This is a genomic window from Salinivibrio sp. EAGSL (assembly GCF_013366455.1).
Taxonomy (GTDB): domain Bacteria; phylum Pseudomonadota; class Gammaproteobacteria; order Enterobacterales; family Vibrionaceae; genus Salinivibrio; species Salinivibrio costicola.
Map to the genome: position 1 here is coordinate 1 of NZ_JABWMG010000022.1, position 23,941 is coordinate 23,941.

Sequence of the window (23,941 nt, forward strand, 5' to 3'; positions counted from 1 at the left end):
AGGTTATCGTCCACAGTTCTACTTCCGTACAACTGACGTGACCGGTACTATCGAACTGCCAGAAGGCGTTGAGATGGTTATGCCTGGTGACAACATTAAGATGGTTGTAACGCTTATCGCGCCAATCGCGATGGATGAAGGCCTACGTTTCGCTATCCGTGAAGGTGGCCGTACTGTAGGCGCTGGTGTTGTTGCCAACATCGTTGAATAATGATTTGACGAAACACTAGTAAAAAGGGCATCATTTGATGCCCTTTTTCTGCGTTTGACACTCCTATTGGCGTAATTTTCGCCACTCATGGTCGGTCAGCGCGGACTTTAGTGATCGTATCACCCTCTAACGAGAGATAAGATCACCACGTGCCTTGCAGAATACTGACCGTATGCTGTTATAGGCACTGCCGTCTATGTAGACTTGTTACAGGTAGAATGTATGAAAGCGAACGCTGAGACCCAATCCGGTTCGATGGACATCCTCAAGTGGGGTGTTGTTTTTGTCCTATTGGCCGCAGCCGTGGTAGGGAATAGCCTGTACAGTGATGTGTCTGTAGTAGTGCGAGCTGCTGCTGTAGTGGTGCTGGTTGCCGCTGCTGGCGGTGTGGCTGCACTCACGATGAAAGGAAAAGCTGCGATCACGTTTGCACGCGAATCGCGTATGGAAGTGCGTAAAGTCATTTGGCCTACGCGCCAAGAGACTTTGCAAACCTCTCTCATCGTTCTGGCTGTTACTGTCGTTATGGCGCTCATCTTGTGGGGCGTTGACGGAATTATGGTCCGTCTAGTCCGCCTAATCACTGGCGTGTGAGGTAAAAGTACATGAGCGAAGCTCCCAAAAAACGTTGGTATGTGGTTCAGGCTTTCTCTGGTTTTGAAAGCCGTGTGGCGCAATCATTGCGCGAACATATCAAGATGCACGAAATGGAAGACTATTTCGGGGAAGTATTGGTGCCAACCGAAGAAGTGGTTGAAATGCGCCAAGGTCAACGTCGTAAAAGCGAACGTAAATTCTTCCCAGGTTATGTGCTCGTCCAAATGGTGATGAACGATGAGTCGTGGCACCTAGTACGTGGTGTGCCACGTGTGATGGGCTTTATCGGCGGCACCTCTGATCGCCCAGCTCCAATTTCTGATAAAGAAGCGGACTCTATCCTCAATCGCCTTGAAAAAGCGAGTGAGTCTCCGGTGCATAAAACCGTATTTGAAGCAGGTGAAGTGGTACGCGTTACTGAAGGCCCATTTGCAGACTTTAACGGCGTGGTTGAACAAGTCGACTACGATAAAAACCGCCTTAAAGTTTCAGTGTCTATCTTCGGCCGTGCAACACCGGTAGAGCTTGAATTTGGCCAGGTAGAAAAAACCTGATCAAAAAAGCACCGCTAACGGTTGGCAAGGGCGCGAAATTTGACTATAATTTCGCGCCCTTTTGTTAAACGGGAAGTCTGTCGCAAGATAGACGTTAGTACCCAAAATTAGGTAATTGAATAATGGCTAAGAAAGTACAAGCTTACATCAAGCTGCAGGTTGCAGCGGGTGCAGCTAACCCATCGCCACCGGTTGGTCCTGCTCTAGGTCAACACGGTGTGAACATCATGGAGTTCTGTAAAGCGTTTAACGCGAAGACTGAATCTATCGAGAAAGGTCTACCAACTCCTGTTGTTATCACTGTATATAGTGACCGTTCTTTCACCTTCGTAACCAAGACCCCACCAGCGGCGATTCTGCTTAAGAAAGCAGCCGGTGTTAAGTCTGGTTCAGGTCGTCCGAACACTGAAAAAGTGGGTACCGTTACTGACGCTCAGATCCAAGAGATCGCAGAAACCAAAGCGGCAGACATGACGGGTGCGGACGTCGAAGCGATGAAACGCTCCATTGCGGGTACTGCCCGTTCAATGGGCCTGAACGTAGAGGGTTAAGACAATGGCTAAAATGACTAAGCGCATGCGCGTAATCCGCGAAAAAGTTGATGTGACCAAAGAGTACGACATCAACGAAGCCGTTGCTCTACTTAAGGAACTGGCGACTGCAAAATTTGTTGAAAGTGTTGATGTTTCTGTCAACCTTGGCATCGATGCACGTAAATCAGACCAAAACGTTCGTGGTGCAACTGTACTGCCGAACGGTACTGGCCGTGAAATCCGTGTTGCAGTATTCACCCAAGGTGCGAATGCAGACGCTGCGAAAGAAGCGGGTGCAGATATCGTGGGTATGGAAGATCTTGCTGAGCAAGTGAAGAAAGGCGAAATGAACTTTGACGTTGTCGTCGCTTCACCAGACGCAATGCGCGTTGTTGGCCAGCTAGGTACTATCCTAGGTCCACGCGGCCTGATGCCAAACCCGAAAGTAGGTACTGTAACTCCTAACGTTGCTGAAGCGGTTAAGAACGCGAAAGCAGGTCAGGTTCGTTATCGTAACGATAAGAACGGTATCGTTCATACTACTATCGGTAAAGTAGACTTTGACGCTGACAGCCTAAAAGAGAACCTTGAAGCGCTGTTGGTTGCACTGAAGAAGGCGAAGCCAACTTCAGCAAAAGGTACTTTCATTAAGAAAGTTAGCCTGTCGACCACTATGGGTGCTGGTGTTTCATTAGACCAGAACTCTTTGGACGCAAGCGTTAACTAATTGCGACAAGCGAGCGAGTAGTTTATACTCTCTCGCTTGGCAATTTTATGGCTGAGTTTGCTGCGGCAAACTTCGTCCAAGACCGTAGGTGTTCATAGCGAACTTAATCTCTCCTACGTAGACGGTGCCAGAACATGATAGATTTTCGTCTTTCTTGGATCTGCACCGTAAAAGCTCTCTCTACGCTATGTGGGGAGTGGTGTTAAACAATCCAGGAGCAAATCCAAATGGCTTTAAACCTTCAAGACAAAAAAGCAATTGTTGCTGAAGTCAACGAAGCTGCCAGTGGTGCCCTGTCTGCAGTAGTTGCTGATTCTCGCGGTGTAACCGTGGATGCGATGACTTCTCTACGTAAACAAGCGCGTGAAGCGGGCGTTTTCATGAAAGTTGTTCGTAATACACTGGCTCGCCGTGCAGTTGAAGGCACAGACTACGAGTGTCTGAAAGACACTTTTGTTGGCCCAACTCTGATTGCGTTTTCTAACGAGCACCCAGGTGCTGCTGCGCGTCTTTTTAAAGACTTCGCTAAAGAAAACAACGAGTTTGAGGTTAAATCTGCTGCATTCGAAGGCGTGATCACTGACCCAGAGGTATTGGCGACACTGCCAACGTACGACGAAGCAATTGCACGCCTAATGATGGGCTTGAAAGAAGCTTCTGCCGGCAAGCTGGTTCGTACTATCGCCGCTGTTCGCGACCAAAAAGACGCGGCCTAATTGCCCGCTTAATCTGGTTGCTTAATCCTTTTATTGTTGACTTTAAAGAGAATTGTTATGTCTATCACTAACGAGCAAATCCTAGACGCAATTGCAGACATGTCTGTAATGCAAGTTGTTGAGCTTATCGAAGCTATGGAAGAAAAATTCGGCGTATCAGCTGCAGCAGCAGTTGTTGCTGGTGGTGCTGGCGAAGGCGCAGCGGCTGAAGAGCAAACCGAATTTGACGTTATCCTGAAAGAAGCTGGTGCGAACAAAGTATCAGTAATCAAAGCGGTACGTGGCGCAACTGGTCTAGGCCTGAAAGAAGCGAAAGCGCTTGTTGACGGCGCGCCAGCACCTCTGAAAGAAGGTGTTGAGAAAGAAGAAGCTGAAGCGCTTAAAGCTCAGCTAGAAGAAGCTGGTGCTTCTGTTGAAGTTAAGTAATTTATACTTAATTTCCTAGCCTGAAAGGGCATTGGCTGGTGGCTAGAAAGCCACCGGCCTTTTTGCGCTGTAGGGCAGTAGTGAAATTTCCACCCCGTTTTATCACTGCTGACCATGCAAAAAGATCAAAGCACGCGCTTTGATTTTCCTACACTAAACGGTGGTTGTTTAGTCACTGTCCTTGTTTTATCGGACAGTTTGGGTCACTTATCAGCGAGCTGAGGAACCCTATGGTTTACTCTTATACCGAGAAAAAGCGTATCCGTAAGGATTTTGGTAAGCGTCCTCAAGTTCTGGACGTGCCATACTTGCTGTCGATCCAGCTTGAATCTTTTAAGAACTTTATCGAGCAGGATCCAGAAGGGCAATACGGTCTTGAAGCTGCCTTTCGCTCTGTTTTTCCAATTCAGAGCTACAACGGCAATTCCGAGCTGCAATACGTTAGCTATCGTCTCGGTGAGCCAGTTTTCGATGTCAAAGAATGCCAAATTCGTGGCGTAACCTATTCGGCCCCACTGCGCGTGAAACTGCGCTTGGTGATGTTTGATAAGGAAGCCCCGGCTGGTACCGTAAAAGACATCAAAGAACAAGAAGTCTATATGGGCGAAATTCCGCTCATGACTGAAAATGGTACCTTTGTCATCAATGGTACTGAGAGGGTTATCGTATCCCAGCTGCACCGTAGTCCGGGCGTCTTTTTCGACAGCGATAAGGGTAAAACCCACTCCTCAGGAAAAGTGCTATATAACGCACGCGTGATCCCATACCGTGGTTCATGGTTGGATTTCGAATTTGATCCTAAGGATATCGTATACGTTCGTATCGATCGTCGTCGTAAGCTGCCGGCTTCTATTATTCTGCGTGCGCTGGAATATACAACTGAAGAGATCTTGGATCTATTCTTCGAAAAAGTCGTTTTCGAAGTGAAGGGCAAATCTCTGGTGATGGAGTTGGTGCCTGATCGTCTACGTGGCGAAACGGCAAATTTCGACATTGAAGCCAACGGTAAAGTTTACGTTGAGCAAGGCCGTCGAATTACCGCGCGTCATATCCGTCAGTTGACGAAAGATAACGTTGATCACATCGAAGTGCCGGTGGAGTATATTGCGGGCAAGATTTCTGCACGTGAATATATCAACCAGGAAACTGGCGAAGTGATTGTCTCGGCTAACCAAGAGTTAAGTCTGGAGACACTGGCGCAGTTGTCGCAAGCAGGTCACAAACGTATCGAAACCCTGTTCACTAATGACCTGGATCACGGCCCGTACATGTCAGATACCCTGCGTATCGACAATACAACGGATCGCTTGACGGCGTTAGTTGAAATTTACCGCATGATGCGTCCTGGTGAGCCACCAACGCGTGAAGCGGCAGAGCAACTGTTCGAAAGTCTGTTCTTCTCAGACGATCGCTACGACCTATCATCTGTGGGTCGTATGAAGTTTAACAGCTCTCTGGGTCGTGATGATCTGACTGGCCCAGGCGTTCTGAGCAAAGAAGACATTATCGAGGTGATGCGTAAACTCATCCATATCCGAAATGGTATTGGTGAAGTTGATGACATTGATCACCTGGGTAACCGCCGTATTCGCTCTGTGGGCGAAATGGCAGAAAACCAGTTCCGTGTAGGTCTAGTACGTGTAGAGCGTGCAGTAAAAGAGCGTTTGAGCTTGGGCGATCTCGACAGTGTGATGCCACAAGACTTAATTAACGCTAAGCCTATCTCTGCGGCAGTTAAAGAGTTCTTTGGCTCTTCACAGCTGTCACAGTTTATGGACCAAAACAACCCGTTGTCAGAAGTGACGCACAAACGTCGTATTTCTGCATTGGGTCCAGGCGGTCTGACGCGTGAGCGTGCAGGTTTCGAAGTGCGTGACGTTCATGCCACCCACTACGGTCGTCTGTGTCCGATTGAAACACCGGAAGGACCGAACATCGGTCTGATTAACTCACTGTCTGCCTTTGCACGTTGTAATGGCTACGGCTTCCTAGAAACACCTTACCGTAAAGTTGTTGACGGTAAAGTGACCGATCAAATTGATTATTTGTCAGCGATCGAAGAAGGTCACTACGTGATTGCGCAGGCGAACGCTGCGTTGAACGAAGATGGCTCCTTCACTGATGAACTGATCACCGCGCGTGAAACCGGTGAGTCAGGCTTGCACCCACGTGATCATGTCCAGTACATGGACGTTGCGACCAACCAGGTCGTATCGGTGGCAGCCTCACTGATCCCGTTCCTTGAGCATGATGATGCTAACCGTGCCTTGATGGGCGCGAACATGCAACGTCAGGCAGTGCCGACACTGCGCGCGCAAAAGCCGCTCGTGGGAACAGGTATCGAGCGTAATGTGGCGGTTGACTCGGGTGTGACAGCGGTAGCGAAACGCGGTGGTACCATTCAGTCGGTCGACGCATCACGTATCGTGGTGAAAGTGAATGAAGATGAGTTGGTATCAGGCGAAGCGGGTATCGACATCTACAGCTTGGTGAAATACACACGTTCAAACCAGAACACCTGTATTAACCAGCGTCCAACTGTGATGCCAGGCCATGAAGTCGCCAAAGGTGACGTCTTGGCTGACGGACCATCAACCGATTTGGGTGAGCTGGCACTCGGCCAGAACATGCGTATCGCGTTTATGCCGTGGAACGGTTATAACTTTGAGGATTCCATCCTTATTTCTGAGCGTGTGGCTCAGGAAGATCGTTTAACCACTATTCACATTCAAGAGCTTTCTTGTGTGGCGCGTGATACCAAGCTGGGCAGTGAAGAAATTACCGCGGATATTCCAAACGTGGGTGAAGCGGCACTGTCTAAGCTGGATGAATCTGGGGTTGTGTATATCGGAGCCGAAGTCAAAGGCGGCGATATCATGGTCGGTAAAGTGACGCCAAAAGGCGAAACACAACTGACGCCAGAGGAGAAGCTACTACGAGCAATCTTTGGCGAAAAAGCCTCTGACGTAAAAGATTCATCATTGCGTGTTCCTAATGGTGTATCTGGCACGGTTATCGATGTACAAGTCTTTACCCGCGATGGCGTTGAAAAAGACAAACGTGCACTCGAAATCGAAGAAATGCAGCTGAAAGAAGCCAAAAAAGACCTAACCGAGGAGTTCTCTATCCTTGAAGGTGGTCTGATGGCACGTGTTCGCACACTGCTTTCTCAAGCCGGTTACACTGATAGTCAATTAGCCAACATGGATCGTCAGACCATGTTGACGCAGACACTAGACGACGAAGCCCAGCAAACGCAGCTAGAGCAGCTTGCCGAGCAGTACGACGAAATCAAAGCTGACTTTGACAAGAAATTTGACACCAAACGTCGCAAGATCACCCAAGGTGATGACCTTGCGCCAGGCGTGTTGAAGATCGTTAAAGTGTACCTTGCGGTTAAACGTCGCATCCAGCCAGGTGATAAAATGGCTGGTCGTCACGGTAACAAAGGTGTTATCTCGAAGATCAACCCGATCGAAGATATGCCTTACGACGAATCTGGTGAACCCGTCGACTTAGTGCTGAACCCGTTGGGTGTACCTTCGCGTATGAACATCGGTCAGATCCTAGAAACACACTTGGGTCTGGCAGCGAAAGGGATTGGTGACAAGATCAACCGCATGCTCAAAGAGCAGCAAGAACTAGCGAAATTCCGTGAGTTCTTGCAGAAGGTTTACGATCTCGGTGATACCCGTCAGAAAGTGGACATTAGCCAACTGACTGACGAAGAAGTACGCACCTTAATCGGAAACCTGCGTGATGGTCTGCCGACAGCGTCTCCTGTCTTTGACGGTGCGCCTGAACCAATTGTTAAAGAACTACTGAAATTGGGTGATCTGCCTGAGTCTGGTCAGCTTGACCTGTACGATGGCCGCACTGGTGAGAAGTTTGAGCGTCCGGTAACCGTGGGTTACATGTATATGCTGAAACTGAACCACTTGGTTGACGACAAGATGCACGCCCGTTCAACCGGTTCTTACAGCTTGGTGACGCAGCAACCGTTGGGTGGTAAGGCACAGTTCGGTGGTCAGCGCTTCGGTGAGATGGAAGTTTGGGCTCTGGAAGCATACGGTGCTGCCTATACCCTACAAGAAATGCTCACCGTGAAGTCGGATGACGTTAATGGCCGTACTAAGATGTATAAAAACATCGTAGATGGCGACCATCGTATGGAGCCGGGCATGCCGGAATCTTTCAACGTATTGCTGAAAGAAATCCGCTCGTTGGGTATCAACATCGAGCTGGAAGACGAGTAAGCCTCGAGCTACTCTCTCCGGTAAGAATATGAAGGCGCTGCCTGTCAGCGCCTTTATGGGTCAACTCCTCACAGGAGCCGATTGTGAAAGACTTACTTAAGTTTCTGAAAGCACAACATAAGACCGAAGAATTTGACTCGATCAAAATCGGTCTTGCCTCACCGGACATGATTCGTTCATGGTCGTTTGGTGAAGTGAAAAAGCCAGAAACCATCAACTACCGTACCTTTAAGCCTGAACGTGACGGTTTGTTCTGTGCACGTATCTTTGGCCCGGTCAAAGACTATGAGTGTCTTTGTGGTAAGTATAAGCGCCTCAAGCACCGCGGCGTCATTTGTGAAAAATGTGGCGTTGAAGTCACTCAGACCAAAGTGCGCCGTGAGCGCATGGGTCACATTGAGCTTGCTTCTCCTGTTGCCCACATTTGGTTCCTGAAGTCGCTGCCATCGCGCATCGGCTTGTTGATGGACATGCCACTGCGTGACATCGAACGTGTGCTTTACTTTGAGTCGTATATTGTTATTGAACCAGGCATGACCAGCCTAGAGCGCGGTCAGATGATGTCTGAAGAACAATATTTAGACGCACTCGAAGAGTGGGGCGACGAATTTGACGCGCGCATGGGCGCAGAAGCAGTCAAAGCACTGCTAGCGAACATGGATCTGTCGGTTGAGACAGAGCAAATGCGTGAACAGCTCGAAGAGACGAACTCTGAGACCAAGCGTAAGAAGATCACCAAGCGTTTGAAGCTGGTTGAGTCCTTCTTACAATCAGGTAACAACCCTGAGTGGATGATTTTGACCGTGCTGCCCGTGTTGCCGCCCGATCTGCGTCCATTGGTCCCGTTGGATGGTGGTCGTTTTGCGACCTCGGATCTCAACGACCTGTACCGCCGTGTGATTAACCGTAACAACCGCTTGAAGCGTCTACTTGATCTTGCTGCGCCAGATATTATCGTGCGTAACGAAAAGCGTATGCTGCAAGAGTCTGTCGATGCCATGCTGGATAACGGCCGTCGTGGTCGCGCCATTACCGGCTCGAACAAGCGTCCGCTGAAATCACTGGCTGACATGATCAAAGGTAAGCAGGGGCGTTTCCGTCAGAACCTGCTGGGTAAACGTGTTGATTACTCTGGCCGTTCGGTGATTACCGTGGGTCCATACTTGCGTCTGCATCAGTGTGGTCTGCCAAAGAAAATGGCACTAGAGCTGTTTAAACCGTTTATCTACGGCAAGCTTGAGACTCGTGGTCTAGCGACCACTATCAAAGCCGCTAAGAAGATGGTTGAGCGCGAAGAAGCGGTCGTATGGGATATCTTGGATGATGTCATCCGTGAACACCCAGTGATGCTTAACCGTGCACCAACACTTCACCGTTTGGGTATCCAAGCGTTTGAACCTGTGCTTATCGAAGGTAAAGCGATCCAGCTGCACCCGTTGGTGTGTGCGGCGTATAACGCTGACTTCGATGGTGACCAAATGGCTGTTCACGTGCCGCTAACGCTGGAAGCTCAGCTCGAAGCGCGTGCGTTGATGATGTCAACCAACAACATTCTGTCGCCAGCGTCTGGTGACCCTATCATCGTTCCGTCGCAGGACGTGGTATTGGGTCTCTATTATATGACCCGTGAAAAGGTCAACGGCAAAGGCGAAGGCATGTACCTGGCTGGTCCAGGTGAAGCAGAAAAAGTATACCGTACCGGTCATGCTGAACTGCACAGCCGTGTAAAAGTACGTATCAAGCAAATCGACATCGATGAGATGGGTACACGCACGGAAAAAGTGTCCTTGGTGGATACCACCGTGGGCCGCGCCATGCTGTGGACCATTGTTCCTGACGGCTTGCCGTATGACTTGGTGAACCAGCCATTAGGTAAAAAGCAAATTTCTAACTTGCTAAACACCTGCTACCGCAAGCTGGGTCTGAAAGATACCGTTATCTTCGCTGACCAAATTATGTACACAGGTTTTGCGTATTCAGCGCTGTCGGGCACGTCTGTCGGTATCGACGACATGGTGATCCCACAAGCGAAGTACGACTTGATCGAAGCTGCTGAAGCTGAAGTCGCGGAAATTCAAGAGCAGTTCCAGTCAGGCCTAGTGACGGCCGGCGAGCGCTATAACAAAGTGATCGATATCTGGGCGGCCGCGAACGAACAAGTTGCCAAAGCGATGATGGATAACCTGTCTACCGAGACAGTGATTAACCGTGATGGCGAAGAAGAAACGCAAACATCGTTTAACAGCGTCTACATGATGGCTGACTCAGGTGCACGTGGTTCTGCCGCGCAGATCCGTCAGCTAGCGGGTATGCGTGGTCTGATGGCGAAGCCGGATGGCTCCATCATCGAAACGCCAATCACGGCGAACTTCCGTGAAGGTCTGAACGTACTTCAGTACTTTATTTCAACGCACGGTGCCCGTAAGGGTCTGGCGGATACGGCACTGAAGACCGCGAACTCAGGTTATCTGACGCGTCGCCTGGTCGATGTCGCGCAAGACGTGGTTGTGACCGAAACCGATTGTGGCACCCAAGGCGGTATCCACATGATGGCGGTTATCGAAGGTGGTGACGTTAAAGAAGCCCTGCGTGAGCGTGTTCTAGGCCGTGTTGTGGCAGAAGATGTGCTCAAGCCTGGCTCGGAAGAAGTCCTGGCACCACGCAACACGCTGTTGGACGAAAAATGGTGTGACATTCTTGAGCATCATTCCGTCGATAAAGTGAAAGTGCGTTCTGTTGTAACCTGTGAAACCGACTTTGGTTGTTGTGCCAACTGTTATGGTCGTGACCTGGCACGTGGTCACCTGGTTAATCACGGTGAGTCTGTCGGTGTTATCGCAGCACAGTCTATCGGTGAGCCTGGTACACAGCTGACCATGCGTACGTTCCACATCGGTGGTGCAGCATCGCGTGCAGCGGCAGAAAACAACATCCAGGTGAAGAACAAAGGTTCTATGCACCTGCACAATGCTAAATCTGTTACCAACAGCGACGGTAAGCTCGTGATTACCTCGCGTGCGACAGAAATGACCATTGTTGATGAGTTTGGCCGTACCAAAGAAAGCTACAAAGTGCCTTATGGTGCAATCCTTGGCAAGCAAGACGGCGAAGCCGTGGCAGCCGGTGACGTAGTCGCTAACTGGGACCCACACACCATGCCAATCATCACTGAGGTAGAAGGTAGCCTTCGCTTCGTGGATATGATTGATGGCGCGACCATGCAACGTCAAACTGACGAGCTAACGGGTCTGTCTTCTATCGTGGTCATGGATGCCTCAGAGCGTCCAACATCCGGTAAAGACAAGCGTCCTGCGGTGAAGCTGGTGGATGCGCAAGGTAATGATGTGATGGTGCCGGGTACTGATATGCCGGTTCAATACTTCTTGCCAGGTAAAGCCATCGTGCAACTAGATGACGGTGCGAGTGTTGGCATTGGTGACACCCTAGCGCGTATCCCGCAAGAAAGCGGCGGTACCAAGGATATCACCGGTGGTCTGCCTCGCGTTGCTGACCTGTTTGAAGCGCGTAAGCCGAAAGAGCCAGCGATTCTGGCAGAGATCACCGGTACGGTGTCCTTTGGTAAAGAAACCAAAGGCAAGCGTCGTCTGGTTATCACACCAGAAGAAGGTAAAGCGTACGAAGAGATGATTCCAAAGTGGCGTCAGCTCAACGTCTTCGAAGGTGAAAAAGTCGAGAAAGGTGATGTGATCGCAGATGGTCCAGAATCACCACACGACATCCTACGTCTGCGTGGTATCCATGCGGTGGCGGAATACATCACCAACGAAGTACAAGACGTTTACCGTCTGCAAGGCGTTAAGATCAACGATAAGCACATTGAGACGATTGTTCGTCAGATGCTGCGTAAGGTGACGATCAAGTCTGCAGGTGATACTGAGTTCTTGGAAGGCGAGCAGGTTGAATACTCTCGTGTCATGATTGCTAACCGTGATCTTGAAATCGAAGGTAAGCAGCCAGCTACATTTGGCCGTGATCTCTTGGGTATTACCAAAGCATCGTTGGCGACTGAGTCCTTTATCTCAGCGGCTTCGTTCCAAGAAACCACGCGTGTGCTGACAGAAGCCGCGGTGGCAGGTAAGCGTGATGACTTGCGCGGTCTGAAAGAAAACGTGATCGTGGGTCGTCTGATCCCAGCCGGTACTGGCTTCGCGTATCACAAAGACCGTCAAGCTAAGCGTGCAGAGCCAGAGCAGCCAGTCGCTCCTCAGGTCGATGCAGAGCAAGCATCACAAGACCTAGCGGCGTTGCTTAATGCGGGCTTGAACGACGATAGCTAAGCGAGTGAAATAATTAGCGCGATAAGCTAAGTCGAATAAAAAGGCATCTCTTCGGAGATGCCTTTTGTTTTTGTGTTCATTCAGCGCACAAAAAACGCCGCATCTCAAGAGGCGGCGTTTCTATTGATATTAGGTGATGCGTTTTAGGCGCCCGGCGGGTGAGCCAGACTGTCAGCAATCAATCGAATTAAAGTATCTTCCAACTCAAAACGTTGCTCAAGCCACTCACCAATTGCAGACATATCTTGGTCAAAATCGGTGGCGTCATAATCTTCGTCGTCCAAGTCTACCGCACTGAATTTATCATTAAAGTCTAACAGAGGGTCTGTCGTATCAACGATGCGATAATAAAGGTTATCGGTCTCTTTCGTCGCCGCGAACCCTGTTGACTGCCAACGCTCCATGACCATGTTGTAGATCTTGAAGTGGCCGGTCGAGATATAGTCGACAAGATGATCACAGAAATTATCGAGTTCTGCTTTTGTTGGCAGCGATTGTTTTTTTTTGGCGGCCACGCCGGCCACATTGTAATACTCCACCAATAATTGGCGGCGTAACTCAAGCCAGTAATCAATAACCTCGTCGTAACCGCTCCATTGGGCTTTGGTACGTTCAAGTTTTCTCAGCATGATCGGTGTCCTCGTGATCGATCAGCGAATGAATGGCACTATATAAGGCCGGCTGAAAATTAACGGGCTGCTCAATCCTTTGCATCACGTTATGAAACTAGATTGCCAGTATTCAAGTGTAGCTGCAAGGCTAAGGAAGTGACCATGTCTCAGAATCAAAAAGCCGTCTATGTATGTGTAGTTAGCAAGAGCAAACTTTGGCTGCCAGGTGGTCAATTGCCATGTATGCCCTTGTCGCAGCTGCCGTTTGCTGGTGGTGATACAGTGACTGTCGGTAACTATCAGCAGACACCGGTGGTGGGGATATTTAATTGTAACGTCATGCTTCCCGATGACGAGATGGCAGGCTTTCGGGACTTACTCCCCTATCTGTCAGCGGACTTATTTGCGTTAGTCGGGCGGGTCATCCAGCTCGATCATATGCGCCATCAGCAAGCATTTTGTGGTTGCTGTGGTCAGCGTACGGAATTTAACGCGCAGGCGGTAGCGATGTGGTGCTCAAGCTGCCAGCGTCATGATTATCCACGCGTATCGCCGTGTGTGATTGTTGCCGTGCGCGATGGTAAACGTTTGTTGCTTGCTCAGCACCCTCGTCATAAAACGGGCATGTATACCGTGATTGCGGGGTTTGTTGAGCCTGGCGAAACGCTCGAGCAATGTGTGGCGCGTGAGGTGAAAGAAGAAACGGGCCTATCGATAACCAATATTCGTTACATGGAAAGTCAGCCTTGGGCGTTTCCTTCTAATGTGATGATGGGGTTTCTCGCCGATTATGCCGGAGGGGATCTAAACCCCGACTATGAGGAGCTCACCGATGCACAATGGTTTGATATGGACCAGTTACCGTTAGTCGCACCAACAGGAACGATTGCTCGACGCTTGATTGAGGCCAGCTGCACCTTGACGCAGGCATAAAAAAACCCGGCCGTAGGGGAGCCGGGGTAAGATGCGAACATGTTGTCTTTTGTAGACCTATGTCTTTTGTAGATCTATTGTCTTTTGTAGATCTATTGTCGTTATAGAATGGTTTTACCATGCGGTTAAATCACCAGCAATCGTTCGTGGTCCTTGGGTGGCCGTTTTATGATCCTGTTAACAAAGCTTCGCTTTTGTTGCCATTTTACAGTGATACAATGGCGGCCACTTTTCGCACACAGGTTTAAACACAATGACCGAATTGAAAACGATCGTTATTTACGCGCCCTTTATAAGCAACCGGTAGATTGCACGCCCGTGTGGATGATGCGCCAAGCGGGTCGCTACCTTCCTGAATATCGAGAATTACGTGCGCAGGCGGGTGACTTTTTGTCGTTGTGTAAAAATGCTGAATTGGCCTGTGAAGTGACCATGCAGCCGTTGCGTCGCTTTGATTTGGATGCCGCTATCTTATTTTCAGATATTCTCACTATTCCTGATGCAATGGGATTAGGGCTGTACTTTGAAACGGGAGAAGGCCCCAAGTTTTCTCGTCCCATCACCTGTAAAGCGGATGTCGATAAAATCGGTATGCCTGACCCTGAGGGGGAATTGCAATACGTGATGAATGCGGTGCGTACTATCCGCAAAGAACTGGCGGGTGAAGTTCCCTTGATTGGCTTCTCTGGCAGTCCATGGACACTGGCAACTTACATGGTAGAAGGTGGCACCTCTAAAGCCTTTACCAAGATCAAAAAGATGATGTATGCCGAGCCGCAGACGTTACACGCCTTACTCGACAAGCTCGCCGACAGTGTGATTAGTTATCTAAACGCGCAGATTAAGGCGGGTGCGCAATCTGTCATGGTCTTTGATACCTGGGGTGGCGTGCTAACGCCGCGCGATTACAATGACTTCTCTTTGCAGTATATGCAGAAAATTGTCGACGGTCTGATCCGAGAGCATGACGGGCGCCGCGTGCCAGTGACCTTGTTTACTAAAAATGCGGGTATGTGGTTGGAACGCATTGCCGCGACCGGGTGTGATGGTGTTGGGCTTGATTGGACCATTAACATGGCTGATGCCAAAGCACGGATTGGCGACAATGTTGCTCTACAAGGTAATATGGATCCGTCGATGTTATATGCCAGCCCTGAGCGCATTCGCCAAGAAGTCTCGACGATTTTGGAAGGTTTCGGTGAAGGGACTGGCCATGTGTTTAACCTCGGCCATGGCATTCACTTGGATGTCCCACCTGAGAATGCAGGCGTCTTTATTGATGCGGTACATGAATTATCTAAGCCTTATCATCGCTAACGATCACGCTCGCCAATCGGCGAGCGTTTTTTTATTTTAGGCGACCCTTACAACGGGGAGCGTCTCGTAAAGCCTGCTGAACTCGGTGTCGCATTGCGGGCACTACCTGCTCTTCAAACCACGGATTGCGGCGTAGCCAACGTGTGTTTCTGGGAGAAGGATGAGGCAGCGAAAAGGCATGAGGCGCCCACTGTTGCCATTGCTTGACGGTCTCGGTCAGTGTCTTAGGCTTGTTGGCTAAGTAGTACTGCTGAGCATATTGACCAATCAGCAAGGTCACCGCAACGTTAGGGAGGTGTGCTTTGATTGCCTGGTGCCACACGGGGGCGCAGATACGCGCCGGCGGCAGATCGCCCGATTTACCTTTGCCGGGATAACAAAAGCCCATGGGCATGATGGCAAATAAATCTGGCTGGTAAAACTGCTCACGTGTGACCCCCAGCCATTCACGCAGGCGATCGCCACTAGGGTCGTTAAACGGCAGACCACTTTCATGCACCCGTCGCCCTGGCGCTTGACCGATAATCAGCACTCTAGAATCTGTACTCGCTTGGATAATTGGGTGGGGGCCGTTCGCCAGCCAGTGTTGGCATAAGTGGCACTCACGAGCGGTTACTAAGGCGGTCTCTAAATCGGAGAAAACCATTTAATACCCTTTGTTAAAATTGACCTGATGAGCCAGCGGCTTACCGGCATGCCAACGGCGATAATTGTCTGCAAAAAGGTCAAAAACTTGTTCGGGAAAACTAACGGCAGCAATATGTGGGGTAATGTGAACACGAGGATGCACCCAAAAAGGATGCGCTTGAGGTAGCGGCTCTTGTTGCATCACGTCCAATACGGCCAAGCGCAGCTTTTTCTCGTCCAGGGCCTTAATGAGCGCAGATTCATCGACCGTTGCGCCGCGACCGACATTAATAAACAAGAGGTCTTTTGCGTATTGCCAAAAATCAGCATTCACGCATCGGGCCGTCTCCGTTGTTGCGGGCAGTGTACTGACTAACACATCGACCTCGCTTAGCCGCTGACGCAGCGCAGTCAGCGTCATGGTGTGCTCAAACCCCTCGACAGCACGCCCATCTTGGTTGGTGCCCAGCACGTGCATCCCAAACGCATAAGCCACGGTGGCAATATGCTGACCAATGGCGCCCGTCCCCAGAATAGCCAGTGTTTTTCCACGTAACGACGTGTAGTCGTGCGGTTGCCAAAGACGTTGCGCTTGCTGGTCTGCATATTGAGTAATATGTCGTGTTTCGTTGAGCAAATAGCCGAAGACGTATTCGGCCATTAAGTCACCAAAAATGCCTCTCACATTGGTTAATTGATAGTGTCGATAAGGTGCGTTGATCAGGGCGTCGATACCGGCGAATGTTGATTGTAACCAGCGGAGCTGATCGCCATAGCATAATTGAGGTGCCGCCAGTGGCGGATCGGCGAGCCAGATAGTGGCTTGATCGGGGCGATCCACGACGGTGAGTTCAGGTAGTGTGGCGTTATGCAGTAACCGATGATAGGTCTCGGCATGCTCGCTGATAACGTAAACTTTATCCACAAAGGCTCCTTTTTATGCTGGGGGGAATCGAGTACACTGCCCTCATTGACCGAGGACGTTTGTCCTTCCCGCTATTAAAGATCAATTAGCTATGTTACGAAACCCTTTACAACTGCGTTTGGAAAAATGTGAGAATTGGCAACATATTAGTTTTATGGCTGCGCTGGTGGAGCGTATGGTGCCAAACTACGCGCTTTTCTGTGCGCAAACAGAATTTGCCGACCCGCAAGCGTTTCGCAATATTCTCGATGCGGTGTGGGAATCGCAAACGGTCAAAACGGCTAAAATTGACTTTGAGCGCCAATTAGAAAAGCTCGAGCCATTGATCCCTGTGGCTGATGACGATGCCATCTATCTGACGTATCCGGCGATTGATGCCTGTATTGCCTTGTCTCAGCTTCTTCACGCTTTGTTAGATCGTGATGAAATCTTGCCCATTACATTAAAAGTTTCTCAGCAGTCGGTCCTCAGTGTTGCCCAGCTTGAAGAAGCACAAACCGGTGAAACGGTAACCGATGACAATCAAAAGGCGTTTGAGGCGGTTTGTGAGGAATGGGATGCCCAGTGGGCAATCTTCCGTGTGCTGAAAAGTGCCGAAAGTCGTGATGTGGAGATGCTCAAAGGCATCCGGCAAGAGCTTCGAGAAGCTGGCGTGAGTAATCTAGGGTTGCGTGCTGAGTAAGCATGAGTTGTCAAAACGTTAGTAAGAACAGAAAGGCGGCCTAGGCCGCCTTTTCGAGTTATGACTCATCGGTATGTCGTTGTACCGGTGGCTCGTCATCGTCTTGGCTTTCAATCATATTATGCTGCTTCTTCCAGGCGTCCCAGCGCTGATAAGCCAGTTGCTGCATGTCCGTCACGGTGTCCGCCTCATCAATGATTTCTCTTCCGGTGAGATACTCAAAAATGTCTTCGAGCGTAATAATCCCTTGTACCGTGCCGTATTCGTCGACAATCATCGCCAATTGAGCGCGGCGAATCATCAAAATATCAAATGCTTGTAAGACCGTATTACCGGGTAAGATTACCGCGAGTGGGCGCATCAAGTTGCCTAACCGTGTTTGTCCTGCCCCTTCGGTTTTGACTTCATAGATATTGGATTTGTGGACAAACCCCAAAATATCGTCACGCTGCTCACCGTAGACAAGAGGACGTGAGAAGGGGCAATCGCCATGTTCCTTGAGAAAGGTGTTAACATCCATATCGGCGGGAACACGAAATAATACGGGACGTGGCGTCATAAGCTGAGTGGCAGGAAGATCGCGTAATTTAAGCATGTTATTGAGCATTTGCGTTTCATCTTCGCCCATTTCGCCACTTTCAGATGCCAGCATTGCCATCGCTGAAATTTCGTCACGCAGTTTGACATGCGTGGTATCTGCGCTCAGCCGCTTGGTGATTTGTTCGGACAGCCAAACAAACGGCGTTAATGCCCAGACCATCCACTTTAGAATGACGGCGGCACTGGGTGCCAGTTGAGGCCAGAAATTGGCGCCAATGGTTTTAGGAATGATTTCTGATAAAAGAAGAATCGCCAGTGTAAGAACAGCGGAGAATACCCCGACCCAAGCATCACCAAACACATGGGCAGCTTGCGCGCCTGCACCGGCGGCTCCAACTGTATGCGCAATGGTATTCAGTGTCAGAATGGATGCGAGTGGCCGATCAATATCTTTTTTAAGCGCGTTGAGCCGCTCTGCGGCTGGGTGACCTTGGTTTCTTAGATTGGCAATATAGCTCGGTGTGATGCTCAGCAAAATAGCTTCCAGTACTGAGCATATGAAAGACACACCAATTGAAAGCGAGATAAAAAGGATCAGAATGAGCATAAATTTCCGAAGTTAAAAGTCAGTCAACACTCTAAAGATCAGGCCATTGGCGGGCGTTTACAACCTTTCAACTGAGAAAAAACGCAACAAATTGTGAGTTCGCGCTCAGTTTGTGGTTAAAGAGCCTCCATACAGCCACACAGAGCGCCACAAACCTTTGCCAGCCGGGCTTCTTTTGAATTAGAGTGACTTCGTCTCTAAAAAACCTAGAAGGGAAGACATAATGAACAAGACCCAACTGATCGACCTGATCGCAGAAAAAGCAGAACTTTCAAAAGCACAAGCGAAAACCGCTTTGGAAGCGACTTTAGGCGGTATTGAAGGCGCTTTGAAAGAAGGCGAGCAGGTACAACTGATTGGCTTCGGTACGTTTAAATTGAACCACCGTGCAGCACGCACAGGTCGCAACCCACAAACGGGTCAAGAAATTCAAATTGCGGCAGCAAACGTACCTGCGTTTGTCGCGGGTAAAGCGTTAAAAGACGCGGTTAAATAAGCGTTACTGCTCATGTCGCCATAGCCTTCTCGCTATGGCGTTTTTGTATGTGGACTCGTGATGCGTTCTAAATTTTGGATAGTCGCGTTGATGGCCATCCTGGTTGGATGCTCAAGTGGGCAGCCTTCCAAGCCGGTCACGCATATGACCGCCGCTTCCGCCGGCGATTATCGCGCTGTTTACTGGTTGGATAGTCAGCAAGGGCAGGTGATTGGTTTAGCCGAGCAAGTGTGGCAGGGCGATTATGGTCGTTATCGTAGCGAGTATGTCTGGCGAGACGGCAGCTTGCGTGCAATCAAACGAGAGGGTACACAGCTGGCGGGCGCCGCATTAGCTCCCTTCTCTATCTATGTTCGATTTGATGCCAGTGGTGAGCCTGTCTTTCAGCGCTATCAGCAAGATGAAACCTTACTCCCCTTGAGTAGCGCGACATTGACCCGCCTTTATCAAGAAGCCAATCAAGTACAGCAGCAAGCAAAAACGCAGTTGTCACGTGATGTATCAGTGTGGCAAGCGCAGCGTCAGGGCGACCGTTGGGTCGATTGTCGTGGCGATACCCAGCGTTGGACATTTTCTGACACGATTGATCCCAGCGTGGTTTCGCAGATAAGTCAGCCCGGCACCTTTGTGGTAGCAGGTGGCGATTCAGGTATCCTACGCGATAACATCGACTTTCTTGTATATGTCGATAATAACAAAGCCTGTTTGCAGCGCCCTCGCTTACTTGACGAATAAAAGCTCGATGAATAGACGCTCGATGAACAAAACCCTATCGAAGCAAAAAAGCTCGTCGATACGTAAAAACCGCGGATATAAAAAATGCGCCTTGGTGGCGCATTTATCGGGTCTGGCTTGCTGGATGCGGCATGCCGCGATGTAACATTAAGTCGATAAATCGGCCTTTTCGCGAGATACCGCGCGGTGGGCGATGTCACTGCGATAAAAGCAGCCTGGCCAGTAAATCATAGCGGCAAGCGCGTCAGCGCCTTGTTTGGCGGCTGTTACCGTCTCTCCCAGTGCCGTTGCACAGAGTACACGCCCGCCAGATGTGACAATGTCGCCGTTGTTGAGCGCAGTACCGGCATGAAACACTTTGGCGGTATCGCTATCGGTAGGCAGCCCAGTAATACGATCGCCCTTACGATAGTCTCCTGGATAGCCACCTGCGGCTAAAACCACGCCGACGGCTGCACGTGGATCCCACTGAGAATCGACTTTATTGAGGCGTCCTTGCGTGCCAGCGAGGCAAAGCTCCACCAAGTCAGATTGCAAACGCATCATAATCGGTTGAGTTTCCGGATCGCCAAAGCGACAGTTAAACTCAATGACTTTTGGCGTCCCATCGGCGGCGATCATCAATCCTGCGTATAAAAAGCCGGTATAGGGCGCACCATCCGCATACATCCCTTTGACGGTGGGCATAATCACCTCGTCCATCACGCGTTGGTGAATGGCGTCGGTGACCACAGGGGCGGGCGAGTATGCACCCATACCGCCGGTGTTGAGGCCGGTATCGCCTTCACCTGCGCGTTTATGGTCTTGGCTGGTGGCCATTGGCAACACATGCTCACCATCCACCATGACGATAAAGCTTGCTTCTTCGCCTTGCAGAAATTCTTCGATGACCACGCGGTGGCCCGCTTCACCAAAGGCATTGCCCGAGAGCATATCGCGCACGGCCTCAGTCGCTTCTTGCTCGGTCATCGCCACAATGACCCCTTTGCCAGCGGCAAGGCCGTCGGCTTTGACCACAATGGGCGCGCCTTTTTCCGCGATGTAGGCCAGTGCAGGCTCCACCTTGGCAAAGGTTTGGTAGTCAGCGGTGGGAATGCCATGGCGCGCTAAAAAGTCTTTACTGAAGGCTTTAGACCCCTCAAGTTGCGCGGCCGCTTGGGTAGGACCAAAGATGGCCAAGCTGTGCTCACGGAAGGCATCGACCACGCCCAACACCAAGGGCGCTTCAGGACCGACGATGGTTAAATCAATCTGTTGCTCGCGGGCAAAGGCCAGCAACCCTTCAACGTCATCAGCTGCGATCGCAATGTTACTCAACTTGTTTTCATGCGCGGTGCCGGCGTTTCCCGGCGCGCAATATACGATCTCAACGTTGGATGATTGCGCGGCTTTCCACGCTAGCGCATGCTCGCGGCCACCGCCACCAATTACTAATACCTTCATGTGTTCTCCTTCATCGCCCACTTAGTGGCGGAAATGGCGCATACCGGTAAAGACCATCGCCATGCCATGCTCATTGGCGGCGGCAATCACTTCTTCATCACGCATCGAACCACCCGGCTGGATCACGCAGGTGATCCCAGCTTTTGCCGCAGCATCAATGCCGTCACGGAAAGGGAAGAAGGCATCAGAGGCCATTACACTACCGGCCACTTCGAGCTGCTCATCGGCCGCTTTGATGCCGGCTATTTTCGCCGAGTAGACGCGGCTCATTTGGCCGGCGCCGACGCCGATGGTCATGCTGTCTTTGGCATACACAATCGCGTTCGATTTTACGTATTTTGCCACTTTCCAGCAAAATAGGGCATCGCTTAGCTCTTTGTCTGTGGGCTGACGCTCAGTGACAATGCGCAAATCGTCTAAACCGACCATGCCTTGGTCGCGTGCTTGAACTAACAAGCCGCCATTGACGCGCTTGCTATCCCAACCTGTGGTGCGTGCTTGCCATTGGCCACACTCGAGAAGACGGACATTTTTCTTCGCCGCGACCACCGCTTTGGCGGCGTCACTGACGCGCGGCGCGATGATCACTTCGACAAATTGACGCTCAACAATGGCGTGTGCCGTGTCGCCGTCCAGCTCACGGTTAAAGGCAATAATGCCACCAAATGCTGAGGTAGGATCGGTTTGATAAGCGCGCTGATAGGCACTGAGTAAGTCTTCACCGATAGCAACGCCACAGGGGTTGGCGTGTTTTACAATCACGCAGGTAGGTTGTTCAAACTCTTTCACGCACTCTAATGCCGCATCGGTGTCAGCGATATTGTTATAAGACAGCGCCTTGCCCTGCAGTTGGGTAGCCGTGGCCACCGAGGCTTCTTGCGGGTGGGCTTCAGTATAAAAGGCGCCCGCCTGGTGGCTGTTCTCGCCATAGCGCATGTCTTGCTTTTTAACCCAATGTTGGGTCAGGGTGCGTGGGAATGGCGACTCTTGGCTGTCTTCTGCGTGATGATAGGCAGGCACTTGGGTACCAAAGTAATTCGCAATCATGGCATCGTAGGCCGCGGTGTGCTCAAACGCGGCAATCGCTAAATCAAAGCGCGTGGCATGTGTCAAAGACTGCTGGTGCTGATCCATCTCGGTGAGCACGCGATCATAGTCTTGGCTGTTTACCACAATGGTGACATCAGCATGGTTTTTCGCCGCTGAGCGCACCATGGTTGGGCCGCCGATATCGATATTCTCGATGGCTTGATCACGTGTGCAATCTGGGTTGGCAACGGTTTGTGCGAACGGGTAGAGGTTCACTACTACCATATCAATCGGTGCGATCTGATGCTGTTCCATCACCGCATCGTCTTGACCGCGCCGGCCCAAAATACCGCCGTGAATTTTCGGGTGGAGGGTTTTCACGCGGCCATCCATCATTTCGGGGAAGCCGGTATGCTCGGAGACTTCGGTGACCGCAAGGCCGTTTTCTGCGAGCAAACGGGCCGTGCCGCCGGTTGATAGCAGTTCGACACCGCGTTGGGCGAGCGCTTGGGCAAACTCGACCACACCGGTTTTATCAGACACGCTGAGTAACGCGCGACGAATAGGACGCAGATTTTCCATGGCTTAGCTCTCTTCACTGACAGATTGAATGCTTATCAAAGCCCACCATGGCTAACCACATAGGTAAACTTTATTAAACGGCCAATTGTCAAAGCGGCGCCATTCTATCTGATTTTATTTGCGCAATCGATTGCTATTTGCTGATGGCGACATTTTTATTGTTTTTGTCCAGCTGTCGTTGCTTGCTTTCATACAACGCTGGTCATAAGGGCCCGCCTTTGCTACAAAAAGAAAGTTCATCCAACATGAAAAGGAGCGGTGATGACCAAGTTGCTGCAAATAGGTGAGCTAGCCAAGCACTGTGGTGTCTCCACCGATACGCTGCGTTTTTATGAAAAGTCCGGTCTACTGGCCCCGAGTGCGCGTACAGAGGGTGGATACCGGCTTTATGCCGATGATGCCATTAGCCAAGTCATGTTCATTTTACGCGGCAAAGAAATGGGATTATCGCTTGATGAAATTCACGAGCTGTCTGACATTCGCGAAGAAGCGACGTTACACACCTGTGCAGAAGTGAAAGGGATCACCCAGCGGCGCCTGAATGAGGTCTCAGAGAAGATAGCTGCGCTTGAGCGGGTCAAGCATTCCCTTACACGTTTAAATGCCGCCTGCTGCGGTATGGACGACGATGACGCGACCCATTGCTCAATATTGGAAACCCTAGCAGACAGTGAAGATTCCAACTCATGCTGTTAAGGAAAGGTGCGTTGCACCATCAGAGAAAACAAAAACGGGCTAACCGATTGACGGCTAGCCCGTTTTATAACAGCCAAACCAATGATTGATTAGTTCATGCCGTATTTTTTCAGTTTCTTACGCAATGTACCGCGGTTGATGCCCATCATGGTGGCTGCGCGGGTTTGGTTACCGCGGGTGTATTGCATGATGGTATCCAGCAGTGGCTGCTCAACTTCTGCGAGGACAAGCTCATACAGATCGTTGACTTCCTGGCCATTCAATTGCGCGAGGTAGTTCTTCAAGGACGCTTTTACAGAGTCACGAAGTGGCTTTTGCGTAATTTGATCTTGTGAAGTTACAGTTGTTACTGTCAATGTTTCGGAAGTCAGGTTTTGTTCGAACATATTCTGTCAGCTCT

Annotated in this window: 21 protein-coding genes and 1 pseudogene; 15 read left to right on the forward strand and 7 right to left on the reverse strand. The window is 50.4% G+C overall.

From position 1 onward, the window contains the following. From tuf to rpoC, 9 genes and pseudogenes are all read left to right on the forward strand, one after another. Positions 1-211: pseudogene (gene tuf / locus HLG76_RS12750) on the forward strand (elongation factor Tu); the annotation flags it as partial. Positions 212-433: 222 nt separating this feature from the next. After that, on the forward strand, positions 434-805 hold the full coding sequence (gene secE, locus HLG76_RS12755) for a preprotein translocase subunit SecE (protein WP_025744448.1): 372 nt from the start codon (positions 434-436) through the stop codon (positions 803-805). Positions 806-816: 11 nt separating this feature from the next. Then, a complete protein-coding gene (gene nusG / locus HLG76_RS12760) occupies positions 817-1,362 on the forward strand; it encodes a transcription termination/antitermination protein NusG (protein WP_025744447.1) in 546 nt (181 codons plus the stop codon). A gap of 122 nt (positions 1,363-1,484) precedes the next feature. Beyond that, entirely contained in the window at positions 1,485-1,913 is a 429-nt protein-coding gene (rplK, locus tag HLG76_RS12765; protein ID WP_025674743.1) for a 50S ribosomal protein L11, read from the forward strand. Between the two features lie 4 nt (positions 1,914-1,917). Beyond that, positions 1,918-2,622: a 50S ribosomal protein L1 gene (gene rplA / locus HLG76_RS12770; RefSeq protein ID WP_175993791.1), complete on the forward strand. Its 705-nt coding sequence runs from the start codon at positions 1,918-1,920 to the stop codon at positions 2,620-2,622. A 227-nt stretch (positions 2,623-2,849) separates the two neighbouring features. After that, on the forward strand, positions 2,850-3,338 hold the full coding sequence (rplJ, locus tag HLG76_RS12775; protein ID WP_025744445.1) for a 50S ribosomal protein L10: 489 nt from the start codon (positions 2,850-2,852) through the stop codon (positions 3,336-3,338). Between the two features lie 57 nt (positions 3,339-3,395). Next, positions 3,396-3,764, forward strand: coding sequence for a 50S ribosomal protein L7/L12 (gene rplL / locus HLG76_RS12780; RefSeq protein ID WP_077669672.1), 369 nt, complete (start codon positions 3,396-3,398; stop codon positions 3,762-3,764). Positions 3,765-3,994: 230 nt separating this feature from the next. Next, complete coding sequence (gene rpoB / locus HLG76_RS12785; RefSeq protein ID WP_175993792.1) at positions 3,995-8,020, forward strand: DNA-directed RNA polymerase subunit beta; 4,026 nt, start codon at positions 3,995-3,997, stop codon at positions 8,018-8,020. A gap of 83 nt (positions 8,021-8,103) precedes the next feature. Further along, the gene (gene rpoC / locus HLG76_RS12790; protein WP_077486505.1) at positions 8,104-12,318 is read left to right on the forward strand and encodes a DNA-directed RNA polymerase subunit beta'; all 4,215 of its coding nucleotides are present in this window, start codon (positions 8,104-8,106) and stop codon (positions 12,316-12,318) included. Between the two features lie 143 nt (positions 12,319-12,461). Here the strand turns inward: rpoC and HLG76_RS12795 are convergent, their stop codons facing one another. Beyond that, on the reverse strand, positions 12,462-12,947 hold the full coding sequence (locus tag HLG76_RS12795; RefSeq protein WP_025744442.1) for an Rsd/AlgQ family anti-sigma factor: 486 nt from the start codon (positions 12,945-12,947) through the stop codon (positions 12,462-12,464). Positions 12,948-13,091: 144 nt separating this feature from the next. Here HLG76_RS12795 and nudC point away from each other — a divergent pair, with 144 nt between their 5' ends. After that, positions 13,092-13,862, forward strand: coding sequence for an NAD(+) diphosphatase (gene nudC, locus HLG76_RS12800; protein ID WP_077669671.1), 771 nt, complete (start codon positions 13,092-13,094; stop codon positions 13,860-13,862). A 168-nt stretch (positions 13,863-14,030) separates the two neighbouring features. Then, entirely contained in the window at positions 14,031-15,179 is a 1,149-nt protein-coding gene (gene hemE / locus HLG76_RS12805; protein ID WP_254877696.1) for a uroporphyrinogen decarboxylase, read from the forward strand. A gap of 31 nt (positions 15,180-15,210) precedes the next feature. On the opposite strand, the gene HLG76_RS12810 is transcribed toward hemE, so the two are convergent. After that, positions 15,211-15,825, reverse strand: coding sequence for a uracil-DNA glycosylase family protein (locus tag HLG76_RS12810; protein ID WP_077577035.1), 615 nt, complete (start codon positions 15,823-15,825; stop codon positions 15,211-15,213). Next, positions 15,826-16,731: a D-2-hydroxyacid dehydrogenase gene (locus HLG76_RS12815; RefSeq protein ID WP_175993793.1), complete on the reverse strand. Its 906-nt coding sequence runs from the start codon at positions 16,729-16,731 to the stop codon at positions 15,826-15,828. A 91-nt stretch (positions 16,732-16,822) separates the two neighbouring features. On the opposite strand from HLG76_RS12815, the gene HLG76_RS12820 reads away from it, so the two are divergent. After that, the gene (locus HLG76_RS12820; RefSeq protein WP_077461884.1) at positions 16,823-17,413 is read left to right on the forward strand and encodes a YjaG family protein; all 591 of its coding nucleotides are present in this window, start codon (positions 16,823-16,825) and stop codon (positions 17,411-17,413) included. A gap of 58 nt (positions 17,414-17,471) precedes the next feature. Here HLG76_RS12820 and HLG76_RS12825 read toward each other — a convergent pair whose 3' ends face one another. After that, positions 17,472-18,560 (reverse strand): CNNM domain-containing protein, encoded by a 1,089-nt coding sequence (locus HLG76_RS12825; protein ID WP_021024120.1) that lies wholly within the window; start codon positions 18,558-18,560, stop codon positions 17,472-17,474. Positions 18,561-18,783: 223 nt separating this feature from the next. Here HLG76_RS12825 and hupA point away from each other — a divergent pair, with 223 nt between their 5' ends. Next, positions 18,784-19,056 (forward strand): nucleoid-associated protein HU-alpha, encoded by a 273-nt coding sequence (gene hupA, locus HLG76_RS12830; protein ID WP_021024119.1) that lies wholly within the window; start codon positions 18,784-18,786, stop codon positions 19,054-19,056. A 60-nt stretch (positions 19,057-19,116) separates the two neighbouring features. Then, positions 19,117-19,791 carry a DUF1481 domain-containing protein gene (locus HLG76_RS12835; RefSeq protein WP_077461886.1) on the forward strand — a complete coding sequence of 225 codons (675 nt, stop codon included), beginning with the start codon at positions 19,117-19,119 and terminating at the stop codon, positions 19,789-19,791. Between the two features lie 147 nt (positions 19,792-19,938). Here the strand turns inward: HLG76_RS12835 and purD are convergent, their stop codons facing one another. Further along, positions 19,939-21,234 carry a phosphoribosylamine--glycine ligase gene (gene purD / locus HLG76_RS12840; RefSeq protein ID WP_175993794.1) on the reverse strand — a complete coding sequence of 432 codons (1,296 nt, stop codon included), beginning with the start codon at positions 21,232-21,234 and terminating at the stop codon, positions 19,939-19,941. Between the two features lie 21 nt (positions 21,235-21,255). After that, positions 21,256-22,845: a bifunctional phosphoribosylaminoimidazolecarboxamide formyltransferase/IMP cyclohydrolase gene (gene purH, locus HLG76_RS12845; RefSeq protein ID WP_077679095.1), complete on the reverse strand. Its 1,590-nt coding sequence runs from the start codon at positions 22,843-22,845 to the stop codon at positions 21,256-21,258. Positions 22,846-23,106: 261 nt separating this feature from the next. Between purH and zntR the strand changes: the two genes are divergently transcribed. After that, positions 23,107-23,541, forward strand: a complete 435-nt coding sequence (zntR, locus tag HLG76_RS12850) for a Zn(2+)-responsive transcriptional regulator (protein WP_021024114.1) — start codon at positions 23,107-23,109, stop codon at positions 23,539-23,541. Between the two features lie 89 nt (positions 23,542-23,630). Here zntR and fis read toward each other — a convergent pair whose 3' ends face one another. Further along, positions 23,631-23,927 (reverse strand): DNA-binding transcriptional regulator Fis, encoded by a 297-nt coding sequence (gene fis / locus HLG76_RS12855; protein WP_021024113.1) that lies wholly within the window; start codon positions 23,925-23,927, stop codon positions 23,631-23,633. Positions 23,928-23,941: the final 14 nt, after the last annotated feature.